At 72.1% G+C, this 23,363-nt stretch carries 24 protein-coding genes; 13 read left to right on the forward strand and 11 right to left on the reverse strand.

Annotation, left to right across the window (positions count from 1 at the left end; translation table 11 throughout):
* Nucleotides 1-5: 5 nt before the first annotated feature.
* Complete coding sequence (locus IPJ95_18900) at nt 6-2,672, forward strand: CHAT domain-containing protein (GenBank protein ID MBK7925671.1); 2,667 nt, start codon at nt 6-8, stop codon at nt 2,670-2,672.
* On the opposite strand, the gene IPJ95_18905 is transcribed toward IPJ95_18900, so the two are convergent.
* Together IPJ95_18905 and IPJ95_18910 are read right to left on the reverse strand one after the other, a co-directional pair.
* The gene (locus IPJ95_18905) at nt 2,653-3,264 is read right to left on the reverse strand and encodes a hypothetical protein (protein ID MBK7925672.1); all 612 of its coding nucleotides are present in this window, start codon (nt 3,262-3,264) and stop codon (nt 2,653-2,655) included. The two genes, IPJ95_18900 and IPJ95_18905, sit on opposite strands and share 20 nt — an antisense overlap.
* Nucleotides 3,261-3,809: a sigma-70 family RNA polymerase sigma factor gene (locus IPJ95_18910; protein MBK7925673.1), complete on the reverse strand. Its 549-nt coding sequence runs from the start codon at nt 3,807-3,809 to the stop codon at nt 3,261-3,263. Before IPJ95_18910 ends, IPJ95_18905 begins: the two co-directional genes overlap by 4 nt.
* 167 nt (nt 3,810-3,976) lie before the next feature.
* Between IPJ95_18910 and IPJ95_18915 the strand changes: the two genes are divergently transcribed.
* Nucleotides 3,977-4,555: a hypothetical protein gene (locus tag IPJ95_18915; GenBank protein ID MBK7925674.1), complete on the forward strand. Its 579-nt coding sequence runs from the start codon at nt 3,977-3,979 to the stop codon at nt 4,553-4,555.
* A gap of 13 nt (nt 4,556-4,568) precedes the next feature.
* On the opposite strand, the gene IPJ95_18920 is transcribed toward IPJ95_18915, so the two are convergent.
* Complete coding sequence (locus IPJ95_18920) at nt 4,569-4,814, reverse strand: hypothetical protein (GenBank protein ID MBK7925675.1); 246 nt, start codon at nt 4,812-4,814, stop codon at nt 4,569-4,571.
* On the reverse strand, nt 4,811-5,362 hold the full coding sequence (locus IPJ95_18925) for a sigma-70 family RNA polymerase sigma factor (protein ID MBK7925676.1): 552 nt from the start codon (nt 5,360-5,362) through the stop codon (nt 4,811-4,813). Before IPJ95_18925 ends, IPJ95_18920 begins: the two co-directional genes overlap by 4 nt.
* A gap of 108 nt (nt 5,363-5,470) precedes the next feature.
* Between IPJ95_18925 and IPJ95_18930 the strand changes: the two genes are divergently transcribed.
* Nucleotides 5,471-5,620: a hypothetical protein gene (locus IPJ95_18930; GenBank protein ID MBK7925677.1), complete on the forward strand. Its 150-nt coding sequence runs from the start codon at nt 5,471-5,473 to the stop codon at nt 5,618-5,620.
* 108 nt (nt 5,621-5,728) lie between these two features.
* On the forward strand, nt 5,729-6,301 hold the full coding sequence (hemJ, locus tag IPJ95_18935) for a protoporphyrinogen oxidase HemJ (protein ID MBK7925678.1): 573 nt from the start codon (nt 5,729-5,731) through the stop codon (nt 6,299-6,301).
* Between the two features lie 10 nt (nt 6,302-6,311).
* Here the strand turns inward: hemJ and IPJ95_18940 are convergent, their stop codons facing one another.
* Both IPJ95_18940 and IPJ95_18945 read right to left on the reverse strand, forming a co-directional pair.
* Nucleotides 6,312-7,382, reverse strand: coding sequence for a hypothetical protein (locus IPJ95_18940; GenBank protein MBK7925679.1), 1,071 nt, complete (start codon nt 7,380-7,382; stop codon nt 6,312-6,314).
* Complete coding sequence (locus IPJ95_18945; GenBank protein MBK7925680.1) at nt 7,379-8,149, reverse strand: arylesterase; 771 nt, start codon at nt 8,147-8,149, stop codon at nt 7,379-7,381. Before IPJ95_18945 ends, IPJ95_18940 begins: the two co-directional genes overlap by 4 nt.
* On the opposite strand from IPJ95_18945, the gene IPJ95_18950 reads away from it, so the two are divergent.
* The 8 genes from IPJ95_18950 (at nt 8,148) to IPJ95_18985 (ending at nt 17,881) form a co-directional block, all read left to right on the forward strand.
* A complete protein-coding gene (locus IPJ95_18950; GenBank protein MBK7925681.1) occupies nt 8,148-8,819 on the forward strand; it encodes an ABC transporter ATP-binding protein in 672 nt (223 codons plus the stop codon). The genes IPJ95_18945 and IPJ95_18950 overlap by 2 nt on opposite strands.
* The gene (locus IPJ95_18955) at nt 8,816-11,428 is read left to right on the forward strand and encodes an FtsX-like permease family protein (protein ID MBK7925682.1); all 2,613 of its coding nucleotides are present in this window, start codon (nt 8,816-8,818) and stop codon (nt 11,426-11,428) included. The genes IPJ95_18950 and IPJ95_18955 overlap by 4 nt, the downstream gene beginning before the upstream one ends.
* A gap of 124 nt (nt 11,429-11,552) precedes the next feature.
* The gene (locus tag IPJ95_18960; GenBank protein MBK7925683.1) at nt 11,553-14,774 is read left to right on the forward strand and encodes a fused MFS/spermidine synthase; all 3,222 of its coding nucleotides are present in this window, start codon (nt 11,553-11,555) and stop codon (nt 14,772-14,774) included.
* Nucleotides 14,775-14,824: 50 nt separating this feature from the next.
* Nucleotides 14,825-15,730 carry an enoyl-[acyl-carrier-protein] reductase gene (locus IPJ95_18965; GenBank protein ID MBK7925684.1) on the forward strand — a complete coding sequence of 302 codons (906 nt, stop codon included), beginning with the start codon at nt 14,825-14,827 and terminating at the stop codon, nt 15,728-15,730.
* A gap of 2 nt (nt 15,731-15,732) precedes the next feature.
* Nucleotides 15,733-16,347: a hypothetical protein gene (locus IPJ95_18970; GenBank protein MBK7925685.1), complete on the forward strand. Its 615-nt coding sequence runs from the start codon at nt 15,733-15,735 to the stop codon at nt 16,345-16,347.
* Nucleotides 16,348-16,354: 7 nt separating this feature from the next.
* Complete coding sequence (locus tag IPJ95_18975; GenBank protein MBK7925686.1) at nt 16,355-16,726, forward strand: DUF423 domain-containing protein; 372 nt, start codon at nt 16,355-16,357, stop codon at nt 16,724-16,726.
* 2 nt (nt 16,727-16,728) lie between these two features.
* A complete protein-coding gene (locus IPJ95_18980; protein ID MBK7925687.1) occupies nt 16,729-17,361 on the forward strand; it encodes a YkgJ family cysteine cluster protein in 633 nt (210 codons plus the stop codon).
* A gap of 28 nt (nt 17,362-17,389) precedes the next feature.
* On the forward strand, nt 17,390-17,881 hold the full coding sequence (locus tag IPJ95_18985; GenBank protein ID MBK7925688.1) for a DinB family protein: 492 nt from the start codon (nt 17,390-17,392) through the stop codon (nt 17,879-17,881).
* A 101-nt stretch (nt 17,882-17,982) separates the two neighbouring features.
* On the opposite strand, the gene IPJ95_18990 is transcribed toward IPJ95_18985, so the two are convergent.
* The 4 genes from IPJ95_18990 to coxB all read right to left on the reverse strand — a co-directional run bounded on the left by IPJ95_18990 (nt 17,983) and on the right by coxB (nt 21,991).
* Complete coding sequence (locus tag IPJ95_18990) at nt 17,983-18,351, reverse strand: cytochrome C oxidase subunit IV family protein (GenBank protein ID MBK7925689.1); 369 nt, start codon at nt 18,349-18,351, stop codon at nt 17,983-17,985.
* Nucleotides 18,352-18,362: 11 nt separating this feature from the next.
* Entirely contained in the window at nt 18,363-18,992 is a 630-nt protein-coding gene (locus tag IPJ95_18995) for a heme-copper oxidase subunit III (GenBank protein MBK7925690.1), read from the reverse strand.
* Between the two features lie 90 nt (nt 18,993-19,082).
* Complete coding sequence (ctaD, locus tag IPJ95_19000) at nt 19,083-20,921, reverse strand: cytochrome c oxidase subunit I (GenBank protein MBK7925691.1); 1,839 nt, start codon at nt 20,919-20,921, stop codon at nt 19,083-19,085.
* Between the two features lie 38 nt (nt 20,922-20,959).
* A complete protein-coding gene (gene coxB, locus IPJ95_19005; GenBank protein ID MBK7925692.1) occupies nt 20,960-21,991 on the reverse strand; it encodes a cytochrome c oxidase subunit II in 1,032 nt (343 codons plus the stop codon).
* 198 nt (nt 21,992-22,189) lie between these two features.
* Between coxB and IPJ95_19010 the strand changes: the two genes are divergently transcribed.
* A complete protein-coding gene (locus IPJ95_19010) occupies nt 22,190-22,669 on the forward strand; it encodes a DinB family protein (GenBank protein ID MBK7925693.1) in 480 nt (159 codons plus the stop codon).
* Between the two features lie 27 nt (nt 22,670-22,696).
* Here the strand turns inward: IPJ95_19010 and IPJ95_19015 are convergent, their stop codons facing one another.
* Nucleotides 22,697-23,335 carry a D-alanyl-D-alanine carboxypeptidase family protein gene (locus tag IPJ95_19015; GenBank protein ID MBK7925694.1) on the reverse strand — a complete coding sequence of 213 codons (639 nt, stop codon included), beginning with the start codon at nt 23,333-23,335 and terminating at the stop codon, nt 22,697-22,699.
* Nucleotides 23,336-23,363: the final 28 nt, after the last annotated feature.

Consider the following 23,363-nt stretch of genomic DNA (forward strand, 5'->3'; position numbering starts at 1 on the left):
TAGCCATGCGCGCCTCGCTGCCCCTGCTCCTGCTCACCGCCCTGGCGGCCCCCCCGGCCGCCGGGGCGGTGTGGCGTGATGATCCCGCCCCGACCCGTCCCGCGCTGGCCACCCTGCTGGAGCGGGCCCGGGCCTCCCTGGGCCGCGCACCCTTCGATTCCACGCGGACCCTGATGCGGCAGGTGGAACGGGGGGCCCAGGCGCTCGCCGATTCAGCCGCGCTGGTGGAGGCGCGGGTGGTGCTGGCCTTCCTCGACTCGCGGCAGGCGTCGCTCCCCGAGGCGCTGGCGCGCTTTGCGGAGGCGGAGCGCGCGGTCCCGGCGGGCGACGGGCACGCGCTGGCGCAGGTGCGCTGCTGGCGCGCGCCGATCCTCACCTTTGCGGGTCGCCCGGAGGCGGTGCAGGAGATCGCCGCCGGCATCGCGGGGGCGCGAGTCGCGGGGGACCCCATCCTCCTCGGGCTCTGCTACCAGGGCGCCGTCACCGTGCTCACCGCGCTGGCCGGCCCCGGCGGGCGCATCGAGGCCTACGCCGACAGCGCGGCCACCACCCAGGCCCAGGCCGGCGATCACTTCGGCTGGTCGGTCACCGAGTTCGTCCGCGGGTTCAGCCGCCTGCAGCGCACCGACCTTGCGGGGGCCCGGCGCGCGCTGCTGCTGGCCCGGCGGGAGGCGCAGGCCAGCGACAACACCTTCAGCACGGGGTGGATTCACCGGTTCCTGGGCGAGACCTACTGGTGGGCCGGCGACTTCCTGGCCGCCGATCGCGAGTTCGCCCGGGCCGAGTCGGTGCTGACCTGGATGGGCGACCTGTTCGGGCTCGGTGGCCTCGACTACGTGCGCAGCGGGTTGCTGATCGACCTTGGCCGCCTGGACGAGGCCCAGGCGCGGCTGGAGGCCGCCCGCGACACGCTGGACCGGAGCCCCGGTGGCGACTCGTACGGGGAGCGGTTTCGCCTGGCCGAGGTGACGCTGCGGCGGGGCCGGTGGGCGGAGGCGTCGGCGGAGCTCGAGGCGGCGCTACGCTACGCCCACGCGCGGGGATGGGATCCGCAGCCGCCGGGGCTCGCCTACATCCGCGGACTGCTGGCCCTGCGGCTCGGCGCGCTGGACCAGGCGACCCGGGCCTTCCGCGGGATCATCGCCGACCCGGAGGCGGAGGAGCTGGAGCGCTACGTGGCCCGCGCCCGGCTGGCGGAGACGCTGGTCCGCCGCGGTGACCTCGGGGGCGCGCTGGCGGAGATGACCGCCGCGAACGCCGAGCTGGAGCGGCTGCGCGCGAGCCTGGATGATCCCGAACTGCGACGGCTGGTCTACCAGACCCGGCAGACCTTCGATGAGCCCGACCTCGGGCTGTCCACGATCGTGGCGGCGCTGACCCGGGGGGGGCGTGCGGCGGATGCGCTGCGGCTGGCGGAGGCGCGCCGCGCGCGGACCCTGCGCGACCGGCGCACCGAGGCCCGGAGCTTCGTGGCGCCCGCGGCCGCGGGGCCGGGCGGCGCGGCGACCAGCTGGGCCACGCCGGACACGGCCACCGCCTTCCTGGAATACGTCACGGGGTGGTGGGGCGCGCCGACCACGCTGTTCGTGGTGACCTCCGACGGCACGCGCGGCTACGAGCTGCCCGCGCTCGACTCCCTGCGCGCGCCACTGACCCGCTACGTGGACCTGCTGCGCACGGGGGACCCGGCCACCGCCCCCGGGCGCTCGCTCGGCGCGGCGCTGCTTGCCCCGGCGATCGCCGCGCTGCCGGACCGCATCACGCGGCTGGTGCTGGTGCCGGACGACGTGCTGCACTTCCTCCCCTTCGAGGCGCTGCCGCTCCCCGACGGCACGCCCCTCGGCGCCCGCTATGCCCTGAGCCAGGTGCCCTCGCTGGCCGTCGCCGGTGACGCCGCGGCCGCCCCCGGCCCGGCGCTGCGGGTGCTGGCGCTGGGCGATCCCGCGTTCGGGCCTCCTGCCGACGATGACCCGCTGCGCGCCCTGTACGAAACGTCCGGTGGCCTGGCGCCGCTGCCCAGCGCACGGCGCGAGGCCCGGCTCGCGGCGCGCTTCGGCGAGGGGTCGGTGGCACGGACCGGATCCGCGGCCTCGGAGGCGTACCTGAAGGCGTCGGCGCTGGGGGACTTCGGGGTCCTCCACTTTGCCACCCACGCGCTGGTCGATGCCCGCAGCCTGGCCAGCAGTTCGCTGGCCCTCGCGCCGGGCGGCGGCGAGGACGGCTTCCTGACGGTGGGCGAGATCGGCACCCTGGCGCTCGCGGGCAAGCTGGTGGTGCTCTCCGGCTGCCGCACCGCCACCGGCGCGATGATCGGCGGCGAGGGCATCCTCGGGCTGACCACGGCGCTGCTCGAGGGTGGCGCCCGGGCGGTGGTGGCGAGCCGGTGGCCGGTGCGGGACCGGGCCACCGCGGACCTCATCGAGGCCCTCTACACGGGGATGGCGGATGGCCTGCCGCTCGACGCGGCGCTGCAGCGCGCCCAGCGCGAGGCGCGCATGCGCGGCGTGCCGGCCGCCGACTGGGCGGCGTTCGTGGTGGTGGGCGACGGGGCGATGCGGCTGCCGCTGCGGCGCCCGGCACCACGGTGGGCCGGGTGGCTGGCCGTGGGCCTGGTGGCGGCCGCGGGCGCGTGGTGGCTGGCGCGGCGGCGGGTCAGGGCGGCGCCAGCGTGAAGCTGGCGGGGTCGGACCGCACGCTGTCGGCCGGGCCGCGAACGGCCGTGACGTGCCACAGCAGCGGGGCGCCGGGCGGAAGCCCGTCGGGCAGCGCGGCGGTGGTGTCGCTGGTCCGCTGCCGCAGCAGGGTATCGCCCGCGTGGCCCAGGACCAGCACCTCGTAGCGCGCTGCGCCGGGGACCCGGCTCCAGACCAGGTCCACCGGCGCCGGCACCGTGGCCCCCGCGGCGGGCGCCAGGAGGGTCAGCCCCCCCGGGCCGCGCACCACGTCCGCCCGCCCGCGCCACCACCGCGGCACCGCGAGCCCCACCGCCACCACGAGCAGCGCCGCCGCGGCCAGCCCCAGCCACGCCGGCAGCACCCGCTCCGAAGGCACCGCGTGCTGCAGGGCCCGCAGCAGCTCGAACTCCCGGCGGCAGGGGGGGCAGGCCATCGCGTGATTCACCGCCGCCAGCCGGTCGGCCTCGGGCCCCCTGATGGCGACCGCCCGCTGCAGCGCCTCGGTGCCGGGGCAGGCGGTCCGCGCCGGGTCGCTGCCCCGCTCCGCCAGGAGCGCGGCGTAGGCCTCGCGCAACGCCTCGTCGTTCATGCCAGTGCCTCCGGGTGGCAGCCCAGCGCGGTCAGCCGCGCGCGCAGGTCGTCCAGGCCGCGATAGAGCAGGTTGCGGGCCTTGGCCTCGGTCCAGCCGAACACCTCGGCGATCTCCCCGCTGCTGTACCCCGCCAGGTACATCCGGACCACCGGCTGCCGGCTCGGCGCGAGCGCCTCGATGGCCTGGCCCAGGCGGCGCCGGAACTCACCGCGCTCGGCCCGTCGCTCCGGCGTGTCGGGGGTCGGCGGCAGGGGGGAGGGCTCCTCGTCGGCGGCCACTGGTTGCTCCCGTCGCAGGCGCCGCCGGCGCAGCACGTCGATCGCCGCGCTGACCGCGGTGCGTCGGATGTACAACGGACGCACCGCCCCGATCCTCTCACCATGCCCGAGCGCGCGCCACAGCCGGATCCGGACCTCCTGCATGACCTCGTCGAGGTCCATCGGGTCCAGGCCATGCCGCTGCCCCACCCCTCGCACCAGGTCGGCGTATTGCCGCAATGCCGCCTCGATGGCCGGGGAGAGATCGGGGGGATGCTCCGTCATCGGGCCCAAGTTACCCGCACCTGCTGCGGGCGGAAGGCGCGGCGGGTGAGAGGATCACCGGCCTTCCTCCGTTGAGGGGCGTCCGTGGTCCCGTACCCACCCTGGAGGATCGCATGCCCGCGTCACGACCCCCGCTTCCGCGCCCGCAGGGGCTCCCACGGCTGCGCATGCGCCCGATCACCCTCGCGCTCCTCACCAGCCTCGGCGTCGCCCTGGGCGCCACGGGCGCCGCGGGGCAGCAGGCGTCCCGGCAGGTGTTCATCAACCGCAGCCGGCTCTCCAGTGCCACGCTGGCCCAGCTGGAGCCCCCGGGCGCGCCCCGCATCCCCGACGGCCGGTACTGGTACGACCGGCTCTCGGGGGCCTGGGGGCTCGAGGGGAGCTTCACCCGCGGCTTCGTGCAGGCGGGCCTCACCCTGGGCGGGGCATTGCCCGCGGATATCTCGGGCGGCGGCACCGGCGTGTTCATCAACGGCCGCGAACTCCCACCCACCGACCTCGCGGGCCTGCAGCAGCTGACCGGCCCGGTGGCGGCCGGCCGCTACTGGCTCGACGCCGAGGGCAACGCCGGGCTGGAGGGCGGACCGGCCATGGTGAACCTGCGCCTGCTTGCGGCGCGGCTCTACCAGCAGAATGGCGGCGTGGGGGAGAACGACGGCGGCGGGGGCGGCGCCTACCACAACTCCCGGACCGGGATCGGCATCCTCACCGACGGCCAGGGGGGCGCGGGCATCTTCACCCCCTGACCGGCGGCGGGCGTCAGGCCTCGGGCGCGGGGTGGTCGCCGGTGGCGCGGGAGGCGGTCCGGACCATCTCGAACTCGTGCTGGCAGAAGGGGCAGGCCATGACGTGGTCGAGGAGGGCGAGGCGGCTCTCCTCGTCTTCCTCGCGCCGGATGAGGCTGGCGATCCGCTCCACCGGCGGGCAGGCCGAGCGATCCGCGCCGGTGTCCGCGCGGATGGCCAGCAGCATGTCGTAGCTCCTGCGCAGGCGGTCGTCGCTCATTGCAGCGCCTCCGGGCCGATGCCCATGCCGGTGAGGATCTCGCGCAGGTCGGCGAGGCCCCGGTACAGCAGGTTGCGGGTCTTGGGCTCGGTCCAGCCGAGCAGGTCGGCGATCTCCTCCCGGCCGTAGCCCGAGAGGTACATCTTCACCACCGAGCGCCGGGCGGGGATCAGCTGTTCCACCGCGCGCCCCACCTGTTCCTGCAGCTCGATCTCTTCCATGAGCCGGTCGGCCGCCGGGGACTCGCCGAGCATGGCGATCCCGCTGGGGCGCGAGAGCCGGGCCGGGGTTTCCCGGCGGGCCCGGCGGCGGCGCAGCACGTCGAGCGCCGCGGAGACCGCCGTCCGGTGCACGTAGGACGCGGGGGCGGCGAGGATCTTCTCATCGCTCTCGAGCGCCTTCCACAGCCGCAGCCGGACCTCCTGGAGGAGGTCCTCGACGTCGCTGCCCGTCAGGCCGTGCCGGATGCCGATGTACCGCACCCGCTCCGCGAACCGGCCCAGCACCCGGTCGAGCGCCCCCGACACCTGATCCGACTGTCCGTCCATCCTGCCCCCCTCGGGCCATGGGCTCCCTGAGAAGATACGCACCGGGCACGCGTTCCTCCCACAGACGGGGCCGCATCGGGCGGCCCCGGTGCCCGCAGGGAGGGTTCAATGATCCGTCGATTCCGCCCGTTCCGCTATACCTGGTCGCTGCTGCTGGTGCTCGGCGGTCTGGTGGTGACCACCCTCGCCTGCGCCCCGGACGGCCAGTTGGAGAATGACACCGCCAGCTACTGCGAGCAGCACCCGGCAAACTGCTAGTCGCGTCCCCGCCTTTCACCGCCGCTTCAAGCCCGCTTCACGCGCCCGGGCGTACATCTGGACGGGCCGCCCCACCAGGGGCGGCCCGTTCACCTGTCCGGGGGCCCCATGGCGTACCTCTGGTGGAAAGCGGTCCATATCATCGGCGTGGTGTCGTGGTTCGCCGGCCTGTTCTACCTGGTCCGGCTGTTCATCTACCACGCCGAGGCCAACACCGGGGCCGAGCCGGCCCGCACCATCCTGATGCGCCAGTACGCGATCATGGAGCGGCGCCTGTACTACATGATTACCTACCCGGCCATGGTGATCGCCACGTTGACGGCGGTGGCGCTGCTGGTGCTCCAGCCCGCATGGCTGCAGGATCGCTGGATGTGGGTCAAGCTGGGCGTGGTGGCACTGCTGATCGCCTACCACTACTGGTGCGAAGTCACCATGAAGCGCATGGCCCGGGGCGACATCCGCCACACCGGGGAGCGGCTCCGCTGGGCCAACGAGGGGCCCACCCTCCTGCTGATCCTGGGTGTGGTGCTCGCCGTCCTCAAGGAAGCGACGCCGCTCGGCGTGCTCGGCCTGGTGATCGTGGGCGTGAGCGGGCTCTTCGCCGGCAGCATCCGGCGCTATTCCCGCTATCGCCGGTCCCACCCGGTGCCCCGCGCGCTGTCGCAGCACTCGGAGGCCTGACCCCGCCGCCTCACGGGCGAGAGCGGCGGTCGAGCACGGAGTCCCACACGGCCAGGGCCGGCTTGGGCGTCAGCACCGAGTCGACCAGTCCGTTGTGGGCAAAGAGCGCCAGCGTCGGCGGCGGCGAGGGGATGCCGGCCAGGTCCAGGTCGGTGAAGGTGATCTGCATCCACCCGGCCGCGCCAGCGGCGTCCAGGATCCGGGCGTGCCGGGCGATGTAGCGCGCCTGCATGGCCGGCGTGCTCGCGACCGGTCCCGCCGTCACCGAACTCCAGCCCCCCTCGAGCACCACCACGGGAAGCGGCGCGCCCTGCGTGAGGCGGGTGTAGTAGTTGAGCGGGATGCTGTCCGGATCGGCGAACCCGCCCAGGTAGGGATACGAGGACAGGCCCAGCGCGTCGAGGAAGGGAAAGTCCACCCGGTCCTGGGCGATGCCCTCGTAGATGCCCGAGCCCTGCAGCCCGCCCCACGCCGTCTCCACCTGCACGCTCACCATGAACCGCGTGGCGCTCCCGGCGGCGCTCCGCTCGGCGTGGGCCGCGTTCACCATGGTGACCACGGCCTGGTACACCGAGTCGGGCGCCGCGAGCCGGATGAGGTTGGTTTCCGCCGCGAGGCTCAGGTAGTCCGGGGCCAGGATGCTGTCCACCGCGGCCACGTATTCCCGGTACAGGCGCTGCACGGCGGTGTCGGTGATGCTGCGGCCGAGGGCCACCAGTTCCGGGTCTTCCGCCGCCCGGTTGAGCCCGTCGGTCACGTCCAGCGCCACCACGATCTTGTGCCCCTGCCCCCGGTAGTAGTTCACCAGCGGCAGCCGCACCACCCGCACCTCGGTGGCGGCGGCGGTGTCGTCCAGCAGCACGGTATAGGGAATCTCCAGCTGGATCAGGCCCGCGTCGGCGTGGGCGCTGCTCAGGGTGAGCGTCTCGAACAGCAGCGTCGTGTCCACCCGGGGTGGAATGGCCGAGAAGCCCATCAGGTAGGACCGGGTCGGTTCCCCGGGACCACTGCCCGCATCACCACAGGCGAGCAGCCCCGCCACCACGGCCGCCACGGTCCCGCCCACGAGTCGTGCCCTCACGGTGTGCTCCATGCTGCGAGTCGTCCGTCCGCCTGCTCCCTCGCCGCCCGCAGCACCGGTTCCAGACCGCGCCACACGTTGTCCGCCACCAGGCGCGCGCCCCGGTTTCCGGGGTGGATGCCGTCCTGCTGGTTGAGCGAGTCGATGCCGGCCACGCCGTCGAGGATGAACGGCAGCAGCGTGATATCATTGCGCTTCGCGAGGCCCGGGAAGATCGCGCGGAACCTCCGGACGTAGTCCTGACCCAGGTTGGGCATCGCTTCCATGGCGGCGAGCACGATGCGGGTCGCGGGGCTCGCGGCGCGGGCGCGGTCGATGATGGCCTGGATGTTGGCCCGGGTGGAGTCCGGGTCCTGGCCGCGCAGGCCGTCGTTGGCGCCGGTCTCGATCACCAGCACGGCGGGCCGCTGCCGCATGATCCAGTCGATCCGCGTCAGGGCGCCGGCGCTCGATTCCCCGCTCTGCCCCGCGTTCACCACCGTGTAGCCGAGCCCCGCCGCATCCACCTTCCGCTGGATCCAGGCCGGATAGGCGCTGTCCGGGTCGAGGCCGAGGCCGGCCGTGAGGCTGGTGCCGAGAAACACGACGGTCGGGGCCCCGGCGGCGGAGGGGGCCGGGGGCTCGGCTCCGGTCGCGGGTGCCGGCAGCGACTCCGCGGCCGACCGGGCGGGGGGATCGCCCCCGGCGCCGCCACAGCCCCAGAGGACCGTCGCCGCCAGCGCGACTATGATTCTAGCCGACCTCATCCAGGGCTGTCCAAGGTTCATGATCCGCGTCGAATCGCTGTCCAAGGAATACCTCTCCGGCGGGCGTCCGCTCACCGTGCTGAAGGATATCACGCTGGAGATCCCCACGGGGGAGCTCGCCGCCATCGTGGGCCCCAGCGGCAGCGGGAAGACCACGCTGCTCGGCCTGCTGGCCGGGCTCGACCGCCCGAGCCGCGGGCGGGTGGTGGTGGACGGCACCGACCTCACCACCCTCTCCGAGGACGCGCTGGCCACCTTCCGGGCCGAGCGGGTGGGGTTCGTGTTCCAGTCGTTCCACCTGATCCCGACGCTGACCGCACGGGAGAACGTCGAGGTGCCGCTCGAGCTCCGGGGCGAGGAGGCGCGCGGGCGGGCCGATGAATTGCTGGCCCGGGTGGGCCTCAAGGGCCGGGAGCACCACTACCCCGCCCAGCTCTCCGGGGGCGAGCAGCAGCGGGTGGCGCTGGCGCGCGCCTTCGCCAACCGGCCGCGCATCCTGTTCGCCGATGAGCCGACCGGCAACCTCGACCAGGGCACCGGCCAGCGGGTGGTGGACATCCTGCTCGAGCTCAACCGGGAGCTCGGCACCACCACGGTGCTGGTCACCCACGACCTCGAGCTGGCCCGCAAGGCGCGGCGGGTGATCCGCCTGGCCGACGGCGCCGTGGTGAGCGACGGGGCCGCCGGGTGAGCCGCCTGGGCTTCGTGACCCGGCTGGCGTGGCGGGAGAGCCGCGCCGCCGGCCGCCGGATGTTGCTGCTCACGGCGGCGATCTCCATCGGCGTGGGGGCGCTGGTGGCCATCGAGTCGTTCACCGACAACCTGCAGGTGGCCGTCGAGGGCCAGTCACGCGCGCTGCTGGGTGGTGACCTCGCGGTCAGCGCCCGCAGCGCGCCCTCCGAGTCCTTCCGGCGCACCCTCGACTCCCTGACCCTCGCGGCCGGCGCGGACAGCGTGCGCGACCGCGCCAGCGTCACCTCGTTCAGCGGCATGGCCTATGTGCCCCGCACCGCCGGCACCCGGCTGGTGCAGGTCAACGCCATCACCGGCGGCTACCCGTTCTACGGCGTGGCGCGCACCGAGCCCGCCACCGCCTGGGCCCGGCTGGCCACCGAGCGGGTCACGCTGGTGGACCCGGCATTTCTCACCTCGCTGGGCGCGCAGGTGGGCGACACCATGGCGCTGGGCGAGGCCCGGTTCGTCATCGCCGGCACGGTGACGAGCTTCCCCGGGGACGTGGGCGTCCGCGCCGCCTTCGGCCCGCGGGTGTACATCCCGGGCGCGCTCCTCGCGGAGACCGGCCTCCTCGGGTTCGGCGCGCGGGTGGAGTATGAGTGGTTTCTGCGGACCCCCGACTCCCTCGACGCGCGGGCGTTCGGCGCCACCTGGCAGCCGCGGATCGGCGCCCAGCAGGGGCGGCTTCGCACCGCGGTCGAGGAGGAGCAGGACCTCAAGCAGTTCCTCGACCAGCTGGGCCGCTATCTCGGGCTCGTGGCGCTGATCGCGCTGCTGCTGGGGGGCGTGGGCGTGGGCAGCGCGGTGCAGGTGTTCATCAAGCGCAAGCGCGACACCATCGCGGTGCTCCGCTGCCTGGGCGCCACCAGCGGCCAGGTCTTCGGCGCCTACCTGCTGCAGGCCGCGGTGATGGGGCTGCTCGGAAGCCTGGCCGGGGTGGTCCTGGGGGTGCTGCTGCAGCTGGCGCTGCCCACGGTGTTCGGCGCCTTCCTGCCGCTCGACGTGACCGTGGTTCCCTCGCCCGGCGCCATCGCCACCGGCCTCGGCGTGGGGGTGTGGGTGGCGGTGGTGTTCGCGCTGCTGCCGCTGCTCGCGGTGCGCCGGGTACCCCCGCTCGCCGTCCTGCGGCGGGACGTGGAGGAGGGCCCCGGTGCCCGCGCCGATCGCTGGATGTGGCTGGCGCGGGCGGCGCTCGCGGCCAGCGTGATCGGGATGGCCGCGCTGCAGGTGGGCCAGCTGCTGCAGGGGGCCGTCTTCGCGGCCGGGATCGGCGCCGCGCTCCTGGTGCTGTGGCTCGCGGCGTTCGGCCTCACCCGGGCGCTGCGCCGCTGGTTCCCGCACCGGCTGCCCTACGTGGCCCGGCAGGGCCTGGCCAACCTCTACCGGCCGGCCAACCAGACCGTAGCGGTGGTGCTGGCGCTCGGCTTCGGGGCGTTCCTGCTGGGCGCGCTGGCCGTCATGCAGCACAACCTGCTCAGGCAGCTGCAGCTCGACGGCGGCATCGGGCGGCCCAACCTGGTCTTCTTCGACATCCAGCCCGACCAGCGCGACGACGTCCTGGCCCGCATCCGCGCCGCGGGGCTCGAGGCGCAGGCGCCGGTGCCGATCGTCCCCATGCGGCTGGTGGCCATCAAGGGCAAGCGGGTCAAGGACCTGCTGGCGGACACCCTGCACCGGTCGGCGGGCCCCGACAGCGCCGGGCGCGGGGCGCGCGACCGCGGCCCCCGCGACGACATCACCTGGGCGCTCCGCCGCGAGTACCGCTCCACCTACCGCGACGCCTCGGTCGGCTCCGAGAAGCTCGTGGTGGGCGACTGGTGGGCGCCCGGCGCCGGGGCCGCGCCCGGCGTGGTACCCCTCTCGCTCGAGGTGGGCATCGCGGGCGACCTCGACGTGACCATCCGCGACACCCTCACCTGGAGCATCCAGGGGGTCGAGATCCCCAGCGTGGTCACCAGCCTGCGCGAGGTGAACTGGGCCCGCTTCGAGCCCAACTTCTTCGCCGTCTTCCCGGCGGGCCCGCTCGACGCCGCGCCGCAGAGCTTCGTGGTCCTCACCCGGGTGGACGACGCCACCGTGATGGGCCAGGTGCAGCGCAGCATCGTGGAGCGGCATCCCAACGTCACCTCGATCGACCTCACCTCCATCCAGAAGAGCATCGAGCAGATCGTGGCCAGCGTCTCGCTGGCCATCCGCTTCATGGCGCTGTTCAGCCTGGCCACCGGCGTCGTGGTGCTGGTGGGCGCGCTCGCCACCAGCCGCTACCAGCGGGTGCGCGAGGCGGCGCTCCTCAAGACCCTCGGCGCCACCCGGCGCCAGGTGGTGCGCATCATGGTCACGGAGTACGCCGCGCTCGGCCTGCTCGCGGCGGTGGTGGCCACCGGGCTCTCCACCGCCGGCGGCTGGGCGCTCATGAAGTGGGTCTTCGAAGTACCGTTCACGGTGCCGTGGGCGGGATTCGCGATCCTGGCCACCGTCCTCGTGGCGCTGCCGGTGGCCACGGGGCTGTGGACCAGCCTGGACCTGTTCCGGCGGTCGCCGCTGGCGGTGCTGCGGGAGGAGTAGCCGGCCGATTCCCCCGGGGCGCCACGCGCCCCGGCGCCCTCCCTGCACCCCCCGCCCGACCCTCCCGCCCCCTCCCCGGGCACCATTACTCTTCTCCCCATCCCTCCCTCAACCCGGATCACGCATGCTGGGCGTCCTCACCCTGCTCTTCATCCTGTCCGGTGCCGCCGGCCTCTTCTACGAGTCGGTCTGGTCCCGCTACCTCGGCCTCTTCGTGGGCCACAACGCCTACGCCCAGGTGATCGTGCTGGTGATCTTCCTCGGCGGCATGGCGCTCGGGGCGATGATCGTCGGCCGGATCACGGAGCGGCTCAAGGAGCCGCTCTTCGGCTACGCGATGATCGAGGCCGTGGTGGGGCTCATCGGGCTGGTGTTCCAGGACGTGTACGTCGCGGTGACCAACTGGGCCTACAGCTCGGTCTTCCCCTCCACCGCGGGCTCGGTGTCGCTCACCATCGCCAAGTGGAGCCTCGCCGCCCTGCTGATCCTCCCCCAGTCCATCCTGCTCGGCGCCACCTTCCCGCTCATGTCGGCGGGCGCGCTGCGCCGGCTGCGGAAGCACCCCGGGCGGACGCTGTCCATCCTCTACTTCGCCAACAGCTTCGGCGCCGCGGTCGGGGTGCTCATCGCCGGGTTCTACCTGGTGGAGCAGGTGGGCCTGCCCGGCACCATCCTCGCCGCCGCGATCCTCAACTTCGTGGTGGCCATCGGCGCGATGGTGACCATGAAGTACGTCCCCGACGGCGAGGAGGCCGCGCCCGACCCGGCCCCCGCCGAGCCGGTGGGCGGCCGCGCCGCGGGACTGGCCCCGACCACCCTGCAGCGCCTGCTCCTGTGGACCGCCCTGGGCACGGCGGTGGCCTCGTTCATCTACGAGATCGCCTGGATCCGCATGCTCTCGATGGTGCTCTCCAGCGCCACCCACTCGTTCGAGCTCATGCTCTCGGCGTTCATCCTGGGGCTCGCCCTGGGCGCCTTCTGGGTGCGCACCCGCGCCGACCGCTTCAGCAATCCGCTCCGCGCCCTGGGCCTCACCCAGCTCGCCATGGGCGCCCTGGCCCTCGCCACCCTGCCCATCTACTTCAAGGCCTTCAGCTGGATGGGCGTGTTCATCCAGACCTTTGCCCGGTCGGAGCCGGGCTACGTGGGCTACAACATCGCCCGCTACGCCATCTGCCTGCTGGTGATGCTGCCGGCCACCTTCTGCGCCGGGATCACCTTGCCGCTCATCACCCGCACCCTGGTGCAGGGGGGCGTGGGCGAGAAGGCCATCGGCCAGGTGTACAGCTGGAACACCTTCGGCTCGATCGTGGGCGTGAGCCTGGCGGCGCTGGTGCTGATGCCGCTGCTGGGCCTCAAGTTCCTGCTCACCAGCGGCGCCCTGCTCGACATGGGCGTGGGCGTGGCCATCCTCTTCGTGATCGCGCCCGCGGGCGGGGCGGCCGCGCGGCGGCTGGCCCTCGGCGCCGCCGGGTTCCTGGCCCTGGTGGGCATCGTCACCGCGGTCAGCCCGGCCTTCGACCGCCACCTGCTCCTCTCCGGCGTGTACCGCTTCGGCACCCTGCCGGCCAAGGATGCCCGCGAGATCCTCTACTACAAGGACGGCCGCACCGCAACCGTCTCGGCCGAGAAGATCCTGCAGAGCGGCGAGATCTTCATCGCCACCAACGGCAAGTCGGACGGGTCGCTCTCCCCGTACTGGTTCGAGGCCTGCAGCGACACGGCGCCCCGCCACCCGCTGCGCGGGGACGCCGCCACGCTCGCCCTCGCGGCGCTGATCACCCTGGCCCACACCCCTGGCGCCGAGACCGGCGCGGTGATCGGCCAGGGCACCGGGATGTCCAGTCACCTGCTGCTCGGCAGCCCCCGGCTCAAGGAGCTGTACACCATCGAGATCGAGCCGGAGATGATCGCGGCCTCGAAGCGGGGCTTCTACCCGGCCAACGCCCGCGTCTTCGATGACCCCCGCGCCCACTTCGTGGTGGACGACGCCAAGAGCTACTTCGCCGCCGCCGGCCGCAAGTACGACTTCATCTTCTCCGAGCCGTCGCACCCCTGGGTGAGCGGCGTGGCGGGGCTGTTCACCGCCGAGTTCTACGACCGGGTGAACCAGTACCTCGCGCCCGGGGGCGTCTTTGCCCAGTGGATCCACATCTACGACATCAACGACCGCCTGGTGATGACGGTCCTCTCGGCGCTGCACCAGAAGTTCCGGCACTACGAGGTGTACATGCCGGCCGTCTCGGACATGCTGGTGATCGCCACCAACAGCGACCGCGGCGTGCCCGCGCCGGACTGGGGCATCTTCCAGTTCCCGGGCATCGCGAAGGACTTCTGCCACCAGATCCCCTTCACTCCCGAGGCCATGGAGGCCACCCGCCTCGGCAACCGCACCTCCCTCGGCCCGCTGGTGGAGAACTTCCCCACCCCCAACTCCGACTTCTTCCCGCACCTCGACAACGGGGCCGAGCGCACCCGCTACATGGCACAGCAGGCCACGGGGATCTTCGGCCTCTCGTTCGAGCGGTTCGACATCACCGCGCCGTTCATCCGGCGGCGGGTGCCGCCCGCCTCGTTCACCCTGGCGCCGGCGCCCGACATCCCGCGGATGTACGACCTCTCCCTCGGCGCCACCGTGCGGGGCCCGGCCCCGGCCCTCCGCCAGGACACCGTCCCCGCCGATGAACGGAAGGCCGTGGCGCTCTACCGCGCCCGCGCCTGGCGCGCCGAGCTGGCCGCGGCCGAGGGCCCCGCCGACTGGCGGGTGTGGATCCAGCGCATGGCCGACATCGAGCACGACCGCTACGGCGGCACCAGCGGCTACGCCGACGAGGCCTTCTATGCCGAGATCGGCCGCTACCTCGACCGGCACCAGGCGCCCCCCCAGGTCCGGGCCGCCATGGAGTTCCGCCACGGCATCTCCGGCTGGGACTTCCCCCGGGCCATCCGCGCCGCCGAGCCGCTGGTGGAGGCGGCGCTGGCCAAGACCCCCTGGCTCCCCAATGACGAGCTGCGGGAGGGACTCTCGGTGGCCCTGCTGGCCACCGGCGACGCCGCCGGCGCCCGGCGGGCGTTCGAGGCGCTGGCCCCCTTCACCCGCCGCCCCTCGGGCGACTTCCGCACCGCCCTCCTGGCCTCATACATCCAGACGGTGGAGGAGCAGCAGGGGAGGGAGGCGGGAGGCGGGAGGCGGGAGGCGGGAGGCGGGAATCGGGAATCGGGAATCGGGAAGCGGGAAACGGGAAGCGGGAGACGGGGTAAGGCGCCTACCGCCTACCGCCTACCGCCTACCGCCTTACCGCCCTACCGCCCTACCGCCCTACCGCCCTACCGCCCCACCGCCTGACCGCTAGCTTTCCCGGGGTTCCGTCCCTCGACCCCTTACACGCGATCCCCATGCTCCCGATCGATCTCCGTGGCAAGCGCGCCTTCATCGCCGGCGTGGCCGACGATGGTGGGTTCGGCTTCGCCATCGCCAAGGCCATGGCGGAGGCCGGCGCCTCCATCTGCGTGGGCACCTGGCCCCCGGCGATGAACATCTTCCAGAACCTGCTCGACCGCGGGAAGATGGACGACTCCCTCGCGCTCTCGGATGGCGGGAAGATGGCGTTCGAGCGGATCTACCCGCTGGACGCCGCCTTCGACACCATGGCGGATGTCCCCGAGGAGATCCGGGAGAGCAAGCGCTACAAGGAGCGGGGCGACTTCAGCATCGCCGGGGTGGTGCAGAACTTCACCGCCGACTTCGGCGAGCGCCCGCTCGACATCGTGGTGCACAGCCTGGCCAACGGCCCCGAGGTGAAGAAGCCGCTGCTCGAAACCAGCCGCGCCGGCTACCTGGCCGCGGTGAGCGTCAGCGCCTACAGCCTGACCTCCATGGTGCGGAGCTTCTCCCCGCTGCTGCGGCCGGGGGGGTCGTTCCTCTCCCTCACCTTCATGGCGGGGGAGCGGGTGGTGCCGGGGTACGGCGGCGGGATGTCGAGCGCCAAGGCCGCGCTCGAGGCCGATACCCGCACCCTGGCCTACGAGGCGGGACGCAAGTACGGGGTGCGGGTGAACACGATCTCCGCCGGCCCCTGGGCCTCGCGCGCGGCCACCGCCATCGGCTTCATCGACACCATGGTGCGGTACTCGCGCGCCAATTCCCCCATCCCCCGCGACCTCGATGCCCGGGACGTCGGCGCCACCGCCGCCTTCCTGGCCTGCCCGCTGGCGCAGGCCATCACCGGCGCGACGGTGTACGTGGACAACGGGTACCACGCCATGGGCGTGGCGGTGGACTCCAAGTCGCTGGACGGATGAGCATGACACCGGGAGGCAGGGGCGGCGCAGCCGGGCGTGGGATCGATGCCCGGCGCGCCGTGGCCCTGGTGGCGCTGTGCGCGCTCACCGTCGCCTGCCCCCCGTCGCTGGCCGCCCAGGCCGCCCCGCCGATCCGCCAGGCCTTCCCGATGCCCGAGGAGTACCGCGGCATCCAGCTCCGGGCCCAGGAAACCCAGCGGACCCTGCTCCTCGCCATGGTCGACTCCATGCCCGAGGCCCTGTTCCGCCGCGCCGCCGCCGACGGCCAGCGGGACTTCGCCGAGCAGGTGCACCACGCCGCCAACGCCAACCAGTACATCGTGGCCCACTACCAGCTCGGCTGGGATTCGCTGCCGGTGCGGGCCGACACCGCGGTGGTGTTCAACACCCGGGCCGGGCTCCGCGCCTTCGTGGACGCGTCCTACGGCTTCAGCATCCGGGTGCTCCGGGAGCAGCCCGCCGCCGAGCGGCAGGGACTGATCTGGTACTTCGGGCAGAAGATGCCCCGCTGGATGGTGTGGGACGAGCTCAACCAGCACACCATCTGGACCGCGGGCCAGATCGTCGCGAACTTCCGGGCGGCGGGCATGGCCCCGCCCTCCTTCCTGTACTTCTGAGCCGCCCATGCTCTTCGCCCGCCTCGCCGCGCTGTCCGGGTTCATCGCCGTCGCCACCGGCGCCTTCGGCGCCCACGGGCTCAAGGCGCGGCTCACCACCGACCAGCTCCAGGTCTGGGAAACGGCCGCGCGCTATCAGATGTACCACGTGGTGCCGCTCTTCGTGGTGGCCTGGCTGCTGAGCGGCGGCCCCTGCCCATGGGCCAGCCGGGCCGGCTGGGCCTTCGTGCTGGGCACCCTGCTCTTCTCCGGCAGCCTCTACGCGCTGGCCCTGTCCGGGGTCTCCCGGCTCGGCGCGATCACGCCGTTCGGCGGCGTGGCCTTCCTGGCCGGCTGGGCCATGCTGGCGCTCGCGGTCGGCAGCCGCCGGCCCGGGTAGCCATGCACCCCGCCGCCGAGACCTACCGCGACCTCCTTACCCAGCTCGATCGCTGGTTCGCGGGCGCGCGGGCCCGGCATGGCGACGTGATCCCCTGCCGCAGCGGCTGCACCGCCTGCTGCCACGGCCTGTTCGACATCTCCGTTGCCGACCAGCTGCTGCTCCGCGAGACCATCGCCACCCTCCCCGCCGGGGTGCGCGCGGGGATCCTGGCGCGTGCCGAACGGCTGCTCGACCGCCTGCAGGCGGTGGCCCCCGAGTGGGGCCCGCCCTGGGACATCGCCGCCATCGGCGAGGACCGCTTCGACGAGATCTGCCTGGCCCTGCACGATGCCCCCTGCCCCCTGCTCGGGCCCGAGGGGGGGTGTGAGGCCTACGCCGGGCGCCCCCTCGTCTGCCGCCTGATCGGGCTGCCGATGCTCACCGCCGACGGGCTGCTGCTGGAGAACGCCTGTCCCATCCAGGAGCGCTTCCCCGCCTACGCGCTCCTCGACCCGGTGCCCTTCGACCTCGAGGTGCTCGAGGCCGCGGAGATCGCCTGCCTCGAGGCGGCGGCGGTGGAGGTGCACGGCACGCCCACCGCGGCGGCGGCCGAGACCACCATCGCGCCCGTGGCGGCGGGCGCCGTCCGCTAGCGCACCGCCGTCCCCGCGAGCGCCTCCCATGCCCAATCGTGTGCTCCGCGACCTGCTCCGCGGCCGCGGCTCCCACGCGGACCCCGTGGCCTGCGTGCTCGAGCTGCCGGCTGACCTTGCCGGCCGCCGGGTGCCCGGGGTGGAGCACACCATCTGGCAGTTGGTCTGGCACATGAGCTACTGGATGGACTACGAGCTGCGATCGCTGGCGGGCCCCGAGGTGCCCTACCCCGAGCGGGCCGACCTCAGCTGGCCCGAGACCGACGCGCCCCCCGGCGCGGAGGCCTGGGCGGCGCTGGTGGCCACCTATCGGCAGCAGGTGGACCGGCTCGGGGAGTGGTCGGCGCAGGTGGCGATGGACGGGCTGGGCGCCCGGATCGTCCACGCCGAGCGCAGCGAGACGGTGCAGGAGGTGCTGTGGCAGATGGTGGCGCACAACAGCTATCACACCGGGCAGGTGGCACAGCTGCGGCGCGCCTTCGGGGCCTGGCCCCCGCCGGGGGGTGGGGATACCTGGTAGCTCCGCGGCTCCGCGGCTCGATACCTCGGCAGCAAGAACGGCCCTCCGGAGTACTCCCCGGAGGGCCGTGGACATTCGTGCCGCCGAGCCGCCAAACCGTCCTAGGTGAGCGGATTCACCGTCGGGCTGTGGGAATACAGGTAGAAGAAGATGATCATCAGCGCGGCGATGATGACGGCGGCGAGGATCAGCGACAGGACGAAGATCGTGGTCAGGAGTTTGCCGTCGGTCTTGAGGTGCATGTAGAACATCGCCACCAGCGCGAACTTGATGGCGGAGAGCACCAGCAGCACCTCGGTATTGATCGGCTCGAGCCAGACCGCCACGCTGGCGGGGTTGTGGCGGTGCACGATCTCGTAGCACCAGACCTCGAGCGCGGTAAGCGCGAAGAGCACCAGCGCGATCTTGGTGTAGGTCTGCCAGGTCGGGTGCGCGTGGCCGTCGCCGTGCGCGTGGGCGGAAGCAGTCATGGGCGGCCGGCTCAGCGGATGAGGTAGACGACGGGGAAGATCACGATCCAGACCACGTCGACGAAGTGCCAGTACAGGGCGGCCATCTCCAGGTTGAGCGCCTTCTCGGGCGGGAGCTTGCCGCGGAGCGCCACCACCAGGACCGAGATGAGCCACACCAGCCCCAGCGTCACGTGGGTGCCGTGGAAGCCGGTCAGGGTGTAGAAGGTGGACGAGAACAGGTTGGTGGTGTAGCCCATGCCGCGATGGGCGAAGTGGCTGAACTCGTAGACCTGCATCCCGACGAAGAACACGCCGCAGATGATCGTGGCCACCAGCCAGGTGATCAGCTGCTTGCGGTTGCCCTTCTGGGCGCCGTTGAGCGCCAGCACCACGAAGAACGAACTGAAGAGCAGCAGCGCGGTGCCGAAGGTCACCAGCGGGATCTCGAGCATCTGCTCCTGCGGCGCCCCGTTGAGCAGCCACTCCTCGTGCGGCTTGGGCCCGCTCACGTCGCGGCCCTTGTACACCAGGTAGGTGCCGATGAGGGAGGCGAAGAACATGCATTCGGACCCGATGAAGGTCCAGATCGCCAGCTTCCGGTTGTCGAGGCCGGTCGCGGTGTAGTGGTGATCGTCAGCGTGCGCGTGCGCAGTCGCCACGAGGGGTCTCCGGATCGTTGGGTCGGGGCGGCGCCGTGGCGCCGCCGGGTCGCGTAGCAGGGTGGGGCCGGCGCGGGGCCGGCCCGGCGGTCAGTGCCCGGGGCCGAACGGCGGCTCGAACGCCCAGCTGTAGATGCCGTACAGGAGCAGCGCCAGCCCGACGAGGTGCACCCAGAGGTGCGACCCGCCGATGAACCCGCCCAGCGTCACCGCCACGCCCAGGGCCGCCACCAGCGGCCGCCACGAGGGGTTGGGCATGGCCACGGCGTCGTGGGCCACCGGCACCGGCTCCGGCAGGCGGCCCCCCGCGGCCCGCTTCATCTCCCACAGCGCGTCCCGGCCGTGCACCTGCGGCAGCGTGGGGAAGTTGAAGTGCTGCGGCGGCGAGGGGATCGACCACTCGAGCGTGGCGCCGTCCCACGGGTCGGCGGGCGCCGGCGGCTGCACGCTCTTCCAGGTCTTGAGGATGTTCACGATGAACACCAGCATCGAGACCGCGAGCAGGAACGCGCCCACCGTCTCCAGCTTGTTGAGCAGCTCGAAGTTCGACTCCGCGCTGTAGGTGTACACCCGGCGCGGCATGCCGTTCAGCCCCACGATGTGCATCGGGAAGAACGTGAGGTTGAACCCCGCCAGCATCAGCCAGAAGTGCACCTTCCCGAGCCCCTCGTCCAGCAGCTTGCCGAACATCTTGGGCCAGTAGAAGTACGCCCCGCCGGTCAGCGCGAAGATCGCCCCGCCGAACAGCACGTAGTGGAAGTGCGCCACGATGAAGTAGGTGTCGGTCTGCTGCAGGTCGGCCGGCGGCGAGGCGTGCATCACGCCGGAGAGGCCACCCATGATGAACATCGCGATGAACCCGATGGCGAAGAGCATCGGCGTCTGGAACGACACCCGGCCGCCCCACATCGTGCCGATCCAGTTGAAGATCTTCACGCCGGTGGGGATGGCGATGATCATCGTGGCCAGCGAGAAGAACGCGTCGGCGAAGGGGCCCATGCCGGTGGCGAACATGTGGTGCGCCCATACCCCGAAGCCCACGAAGGCGATGAACGCCCCGCTGAAGACCATCGCCGCGTACCCGAACAGCGGCTTGCGCGAGAACACCGGCAGGATCTCCGACACCAGCCCGAACGACGGCAGGATCAGGATGTACACCTCGGGATGGCCGAACAGCCAGAAGAGGTGCTGCCACAGGACCGGGTCGCCGCCGCCGCTCGGGACGAAGAAGTGGGTCCCGAAGGTCCGGTCAATCATCAGGAGGATCAGCGCCACCGTGATGATCGGGAAGGAGAGCAGCAGCAGGATCTGGGTGATGAAGCTCATCCACACGAACATCGGCATGTGCATCATCTTCATGCCGGGCGCGCGGAGGTTGATGGTGGTGACGAAGAAGTTCACCGCCGCCGCGAGCGACGCCACGCCCAGCACCTGGAGGCCCACCGTCCAGAAGTCGATGTTCATCCCCGGCGAGTACTGCTTGGTGGTCAGGTTGGCGTAGCCGAACCAGCCGCCGTCGGGGGCCGCGCCGAACAGCCAGCTGGCGTTGATCAGCAGGCCGCCGAACAGGAACACCCAGTAGCTGAACGCGTTGAGCCGGGGGAACGCCACGTCCCGGGCGCCCAGCTGCAGCGGGATCAGGTAGTTGAAGTACATCGCCGAGAGCGGCATCACCCCGAGGAAGATCATCGTGGTGCCATGCATGGTGAACAGCTGGTTGTACACCTCGGCGCTCACCAGCCGCCCGTCCGGCCCCCACAGCTGCATGCGGATGACCAGCGCCTCCAGGCCGCCGATCAGGAAGAACAGGAACGCCGTCAGGCCATACATGATCCCGATGCGCTTGTGATCCACCGTGGTGATCCAGCTCCACAGCCCGGTGGCCTCCTCGTGCTGCGCGGGGGCGTGCTCCAGGGCGGTTGTTGCCATGTCGGGTCCTCGATCGGTGTGGCGCGAGTGCGGCGCGGCTACTGGTTGGCGCGGAGGTAGGCCACCAGGGCCTGCGCCTCCTGGTCGGTCAGGCCCAGGTCGGGCATCAGCACCCCGGGCTTCCACGCCTGGGGATGCTGGATCCACCGGGCCAGGTTCTCGTCGGTGTTCGGCAGGGTGCCCGCCGCGATGTGGCTCCGGCTGCCCACGTGGTGCAGGTTCGGGCCGATCAGCGGCAGCGCGGGATAGAAGGAGTGGCAGCCCACGCATCCCTTGGTGAGGAACAGCCCCTGGCCGTCCTTCACCAGCTGGGCCGCGGTGCTGTCCGCGCTGAAGTCCTTCGGAGGGGTGTTGAAGTTGGCCGCCCAGGCATCGAACTCCTCCGGCTTGAGCGACACGATCCGGTACGCCATGCGCCCGTGCTGCACCCCGCAGAACTCCACGCACTGCGCCGGGAAGTTCCCCTCGACCTCGGCCTTGAACCAGAGGTTGTTGTACCGGCCGGGGAAGACGTCACGCTTCCCGGCGAACTGCGGCAGCCAGAAGCTGTGCAGCACGTCCGCCGTGGTCATCTCGAGGGTCACGGTGCGGCCCGACGGCACCCGCAGCTCCCCCGCGGTGGTGATGCCGAGCTGCGGATAGCGGAACTCCCACCACCACTGGTGCCCGATCACCTCCACCTGCAGCGCCTCCGGGCCCGGCTTCTGGGCCGTCTTGAAGATGGTCCGGACGGTCGGCACCGCGATCATCGCCAGGATGAAGGCCGGGATGATGGTCCAGAGAATCTCGAGCGTGGTGTTGCCATGGGTCTGGACCGGTTCTGCCGCCCCCGGGCGATCGCGGAACTTCCAGATGGCCAACAGCAGCGCCCCTTCCACCAGCACGAAGACGATCGTGGCCCACAGCAGCGTGAGCCGCATGATGGCGTCGGCGTCCCGCGCGTAGTCCGCGCGCGGCAGCAGGGTGGTCTGGGGATACTGGTCGGGAGCGCAGCCCGTGAGCACCAGGGCCACGATAAGCAGGAGGTCCGGAGCCCCGAAGCGGAGCCTCCGGACAGCGGTGTCGGGCATCAGTGCGCGCATCCTGTCATTCAGAGCGAGAGTTGCAGGGGGGCATGTAAATGCCAGCGAGAGAATAGCCTTTCACTCTCGGAGAGTCAAGAAATCATGAAGAAAGGACAAAAATATCCTTTGAAAATGGTGTAAACTCAGGGCTGACTGACCGTTGTCATGTCCAGTGTTACAGGCACCTCCCGCCCCGGAGCGCACATGACACCCGCCGAACGCGCCCGCTGGATCGCCCGCTACGGTGAAGGCCCCGACCGCCTCGAGGCTGCCCTGCACAGCGTGCCGGCCCAGGCCCTCCAGTGGCGCCCCGCGCAAGGGAAGTGGTCGGTCCATGAGATCGTGGTCCACTGCGCCGACAGCGAGACCAACGCCCACATGCGGGTACGCTACCTCCTGGCCGAGGCCGAGCCCCTGCTCATCGGATACGACCAGGACCGCTGGGCCACGGTGCTCGGCTATCACGCCCACCCCCTGCCCCTCGCCCTTGCCACGATCCGGGCCGTGCGCGCCAACACCCTGCCCCTGCTCGAGCGGCTCACCGACGCCGACTGGCGCAAGGCCGGCCGGCACACCGAGCATGGGCCGTACGGGATGGCAGACTGGCTCCAGGCCTACGGGGAGCACCTCGAGGTCCACGCGCGCCAGATCGGGCGGAACCTGGAGGCGTGGGGAAGACGGTAGGGCGGTACGGCGGCGGGAAGGAGACGCCTACCGGATCTCCACATCGAAGGCGGGTGTCGGACCCGGCACCTCAAAGCTGTAGTGCCACCACTCCTTCTCGTACTGCCGGAACCCCTCCGCCTCCATCATCTGCCGCAGGAGCTGCCGGTAGCGCAGGGTGCGGCCCGTGGCGTTGGCCCAGTGGGCCTGCTCGGAAAAGGTGTCGTAGGCCGTGCCCATGGGCACCTCGCGGCCGCCCACCGACCAGTCCACCAGCGTGAGGTCGACGGCCAGCCCCAGGTTGTGCCGGCTCTGGCTCGCGATATAGCCATCGGCCAGCAGGTGCGCCTGCCCCGTCCGGCGCGCCCACTCCACCATGGCGCGGGTGGCACGGACCGGACGGTAGCCGTCGAACACCTTGAGGCCCATGCCCCCCGAGAGCAGCCGCCGCTGCACCCGGCCCAGCGCGGCGGCCGCCTCCCGGCGCAGCAGGATCCGGTTGGGGCCGTACCCCGGGAGTGGGGCCCCGGTGAAGTTGGCCGCGGTGGCGTAGCGCGCCTCGATGACGATCGTGGTGTCCACACGGCGCAGGTCGAGCAGTAGCGAATCCGCGGCCCCCTGCCCCGCCATGGGGGCCGCCAGGAGCACGCTCGCCCAGCTGCCGATCCGCCAAACCGTGCCCCGCATCCCCGCCTCCTGTCCGGAAACCAGTCGC

It is taken from the genome of Gemmatimonadota bacterium (genome assembly GCA_016713785.1).
Classification (GTDB): domain Bacteria; phylum Gemmatimonadota; class Gemmatimonadetes; order Gemmatimonadales; family GWC2-71-9; genus JADJOM01.

Coding starts and splice junctions, on each gene's coding strand:
- IPJ95_18900 (MBK7925671.1), top strand. CDS start 6: ATGCGCGCCTCGCTGCCCCTGCTCCTGCTCACCGCCCTGGCGGCCCCC.
- IPJ95_18905 (MBK7925672.1), bottom strand. CDS start 3,264: ATGAACGACGAGGCGTTGCGCGAGGCCTACGCCGCGCTCCTGGCGGAG.
- IPJ95_18910 (MBK7925673.1), bottom strand. CDS start 3,809: ATGACGGAGCATCCCCCCGATCTCTCCCCGGCCATCGAGGCGGCATTG.
- IPJ95_18915 (MBK7925674.1), top strand. CDS start 3,977: ATGCGCCCGATCACCCTCGCGCTCCTCACCAGCCTCGGCGTCGCCCTG.
- IPJ95_18920 (MBK7925675.1), bottom strand. CDS start 4,814: ATGAGCGACGACCGCCTGCGCAGGAGCTACGACATGCTGCTGGCCATC.
- IPJ95_18925 (MBK7925676.1), bottom strand. CDS start 5,362: ATGGACGGACAGTCGGATCAGGTGTCGGGGGCGCTCGACCGGGTGCTG.
- IPJ95_18930 (MBK7925677.1), top strand. CDS start 5,471: ATGATCCGTCGATTCCGCCCGTTCCGCTATACCTGGTCGCTGCTGCTG.
- hemJ (MBK7925678.1), top strand. CDS start 5,729: ATGGCGTACCTCTGGTGGAAAGCGGTCCATATCATCGGCGTGGTGTCG.
- IPJ95_18950 (MBK7925681.1), top strand. CDS start 8,148: ATGATCCGCGTCGAATCGCTGTCCAAGGAATACCTCTCCGGCGGGCGT.
- IPJ95_18945 (MBK7925680.1), bottom strand. CDS start 8,149: ATGAACCTTGGACAGCCCTGGATGAGGTCGGCTAGAATCATAGTCGCG.
- IPJ95_18960 (MBK7925683.1), top strand. CDS start 11,553: ATGCTGGGCGTCCTCACCCTGCTCTTCATCCTGTCCGGTGCCGCCGGC.
- IPJ95_18965 (MBK7925684.1), top strand. CDS start 14,825: ATGCTCCCGATCGATCTCCGTGGCAAGCGCGCCTTCATCGCCGGCGTG.
- IPJ95_18970 (MBK7925685.1), top strand. CDS start 15,733: ATGACACCGGGAGGCAGGGGCGGCGCAGCCGGGCGTGGGATCGATGCC.
- IPJ95_18975 (MBK7925686.1), top strand. CDS start 16,355: ATGCTCTTCGCCCGCCTCGCCGCGCTGTCCGGGTTCATCGCCGTCGCC.
- IPJ95_18980 (MBK7925687.1), top strand. CDS start 16,729: ATGCACCCCGCCGCCGAGACCTACCGCGACCTCCTTACCCAGCTCGAT.
- IPJ95_18985 (MBK7925688.1), top strand. CDS start 17,390: ATGCCCAATCGTGTGCTCCGCGACCTGCTCCGCGGCCGCGGCTCCCAC.
- IPJ95_18990 (MBK7925689.1), bottom strand. CDS start 18,351: ATGACTGCTTCCGCCCACGCGCACGGCGACGGCCACGCGCACCCGACC.
- ctaD (MBK7925691.1), bottom strand. CDS start 20,921: ATGGCAACAACCGCCCTGGAGCACGCCCCCGCGCAGCACGAGGAGGCC.
- coxB (MBK7925692.1), bottom strand. CDS start 21,991: ATGCCCGACACCGCTGTCCGGAGGCTCCGCTTCGGGGCTCCGGACCTC.
- IPJ95_19010 (MBK7925693.1), top strand. CDS start 22,190: ATGACACCCGCCGAACGCGCCCGCTGGATCGCCCGCTACGGTGAAGGC.
- IPJ95_19015 (MBK7925694.1), bottom strand. CDS start 23,335: ATGCGGGGCACGGTTTGGCGGATCGGCAGCTGGGCGAGCGTGCTCCTG.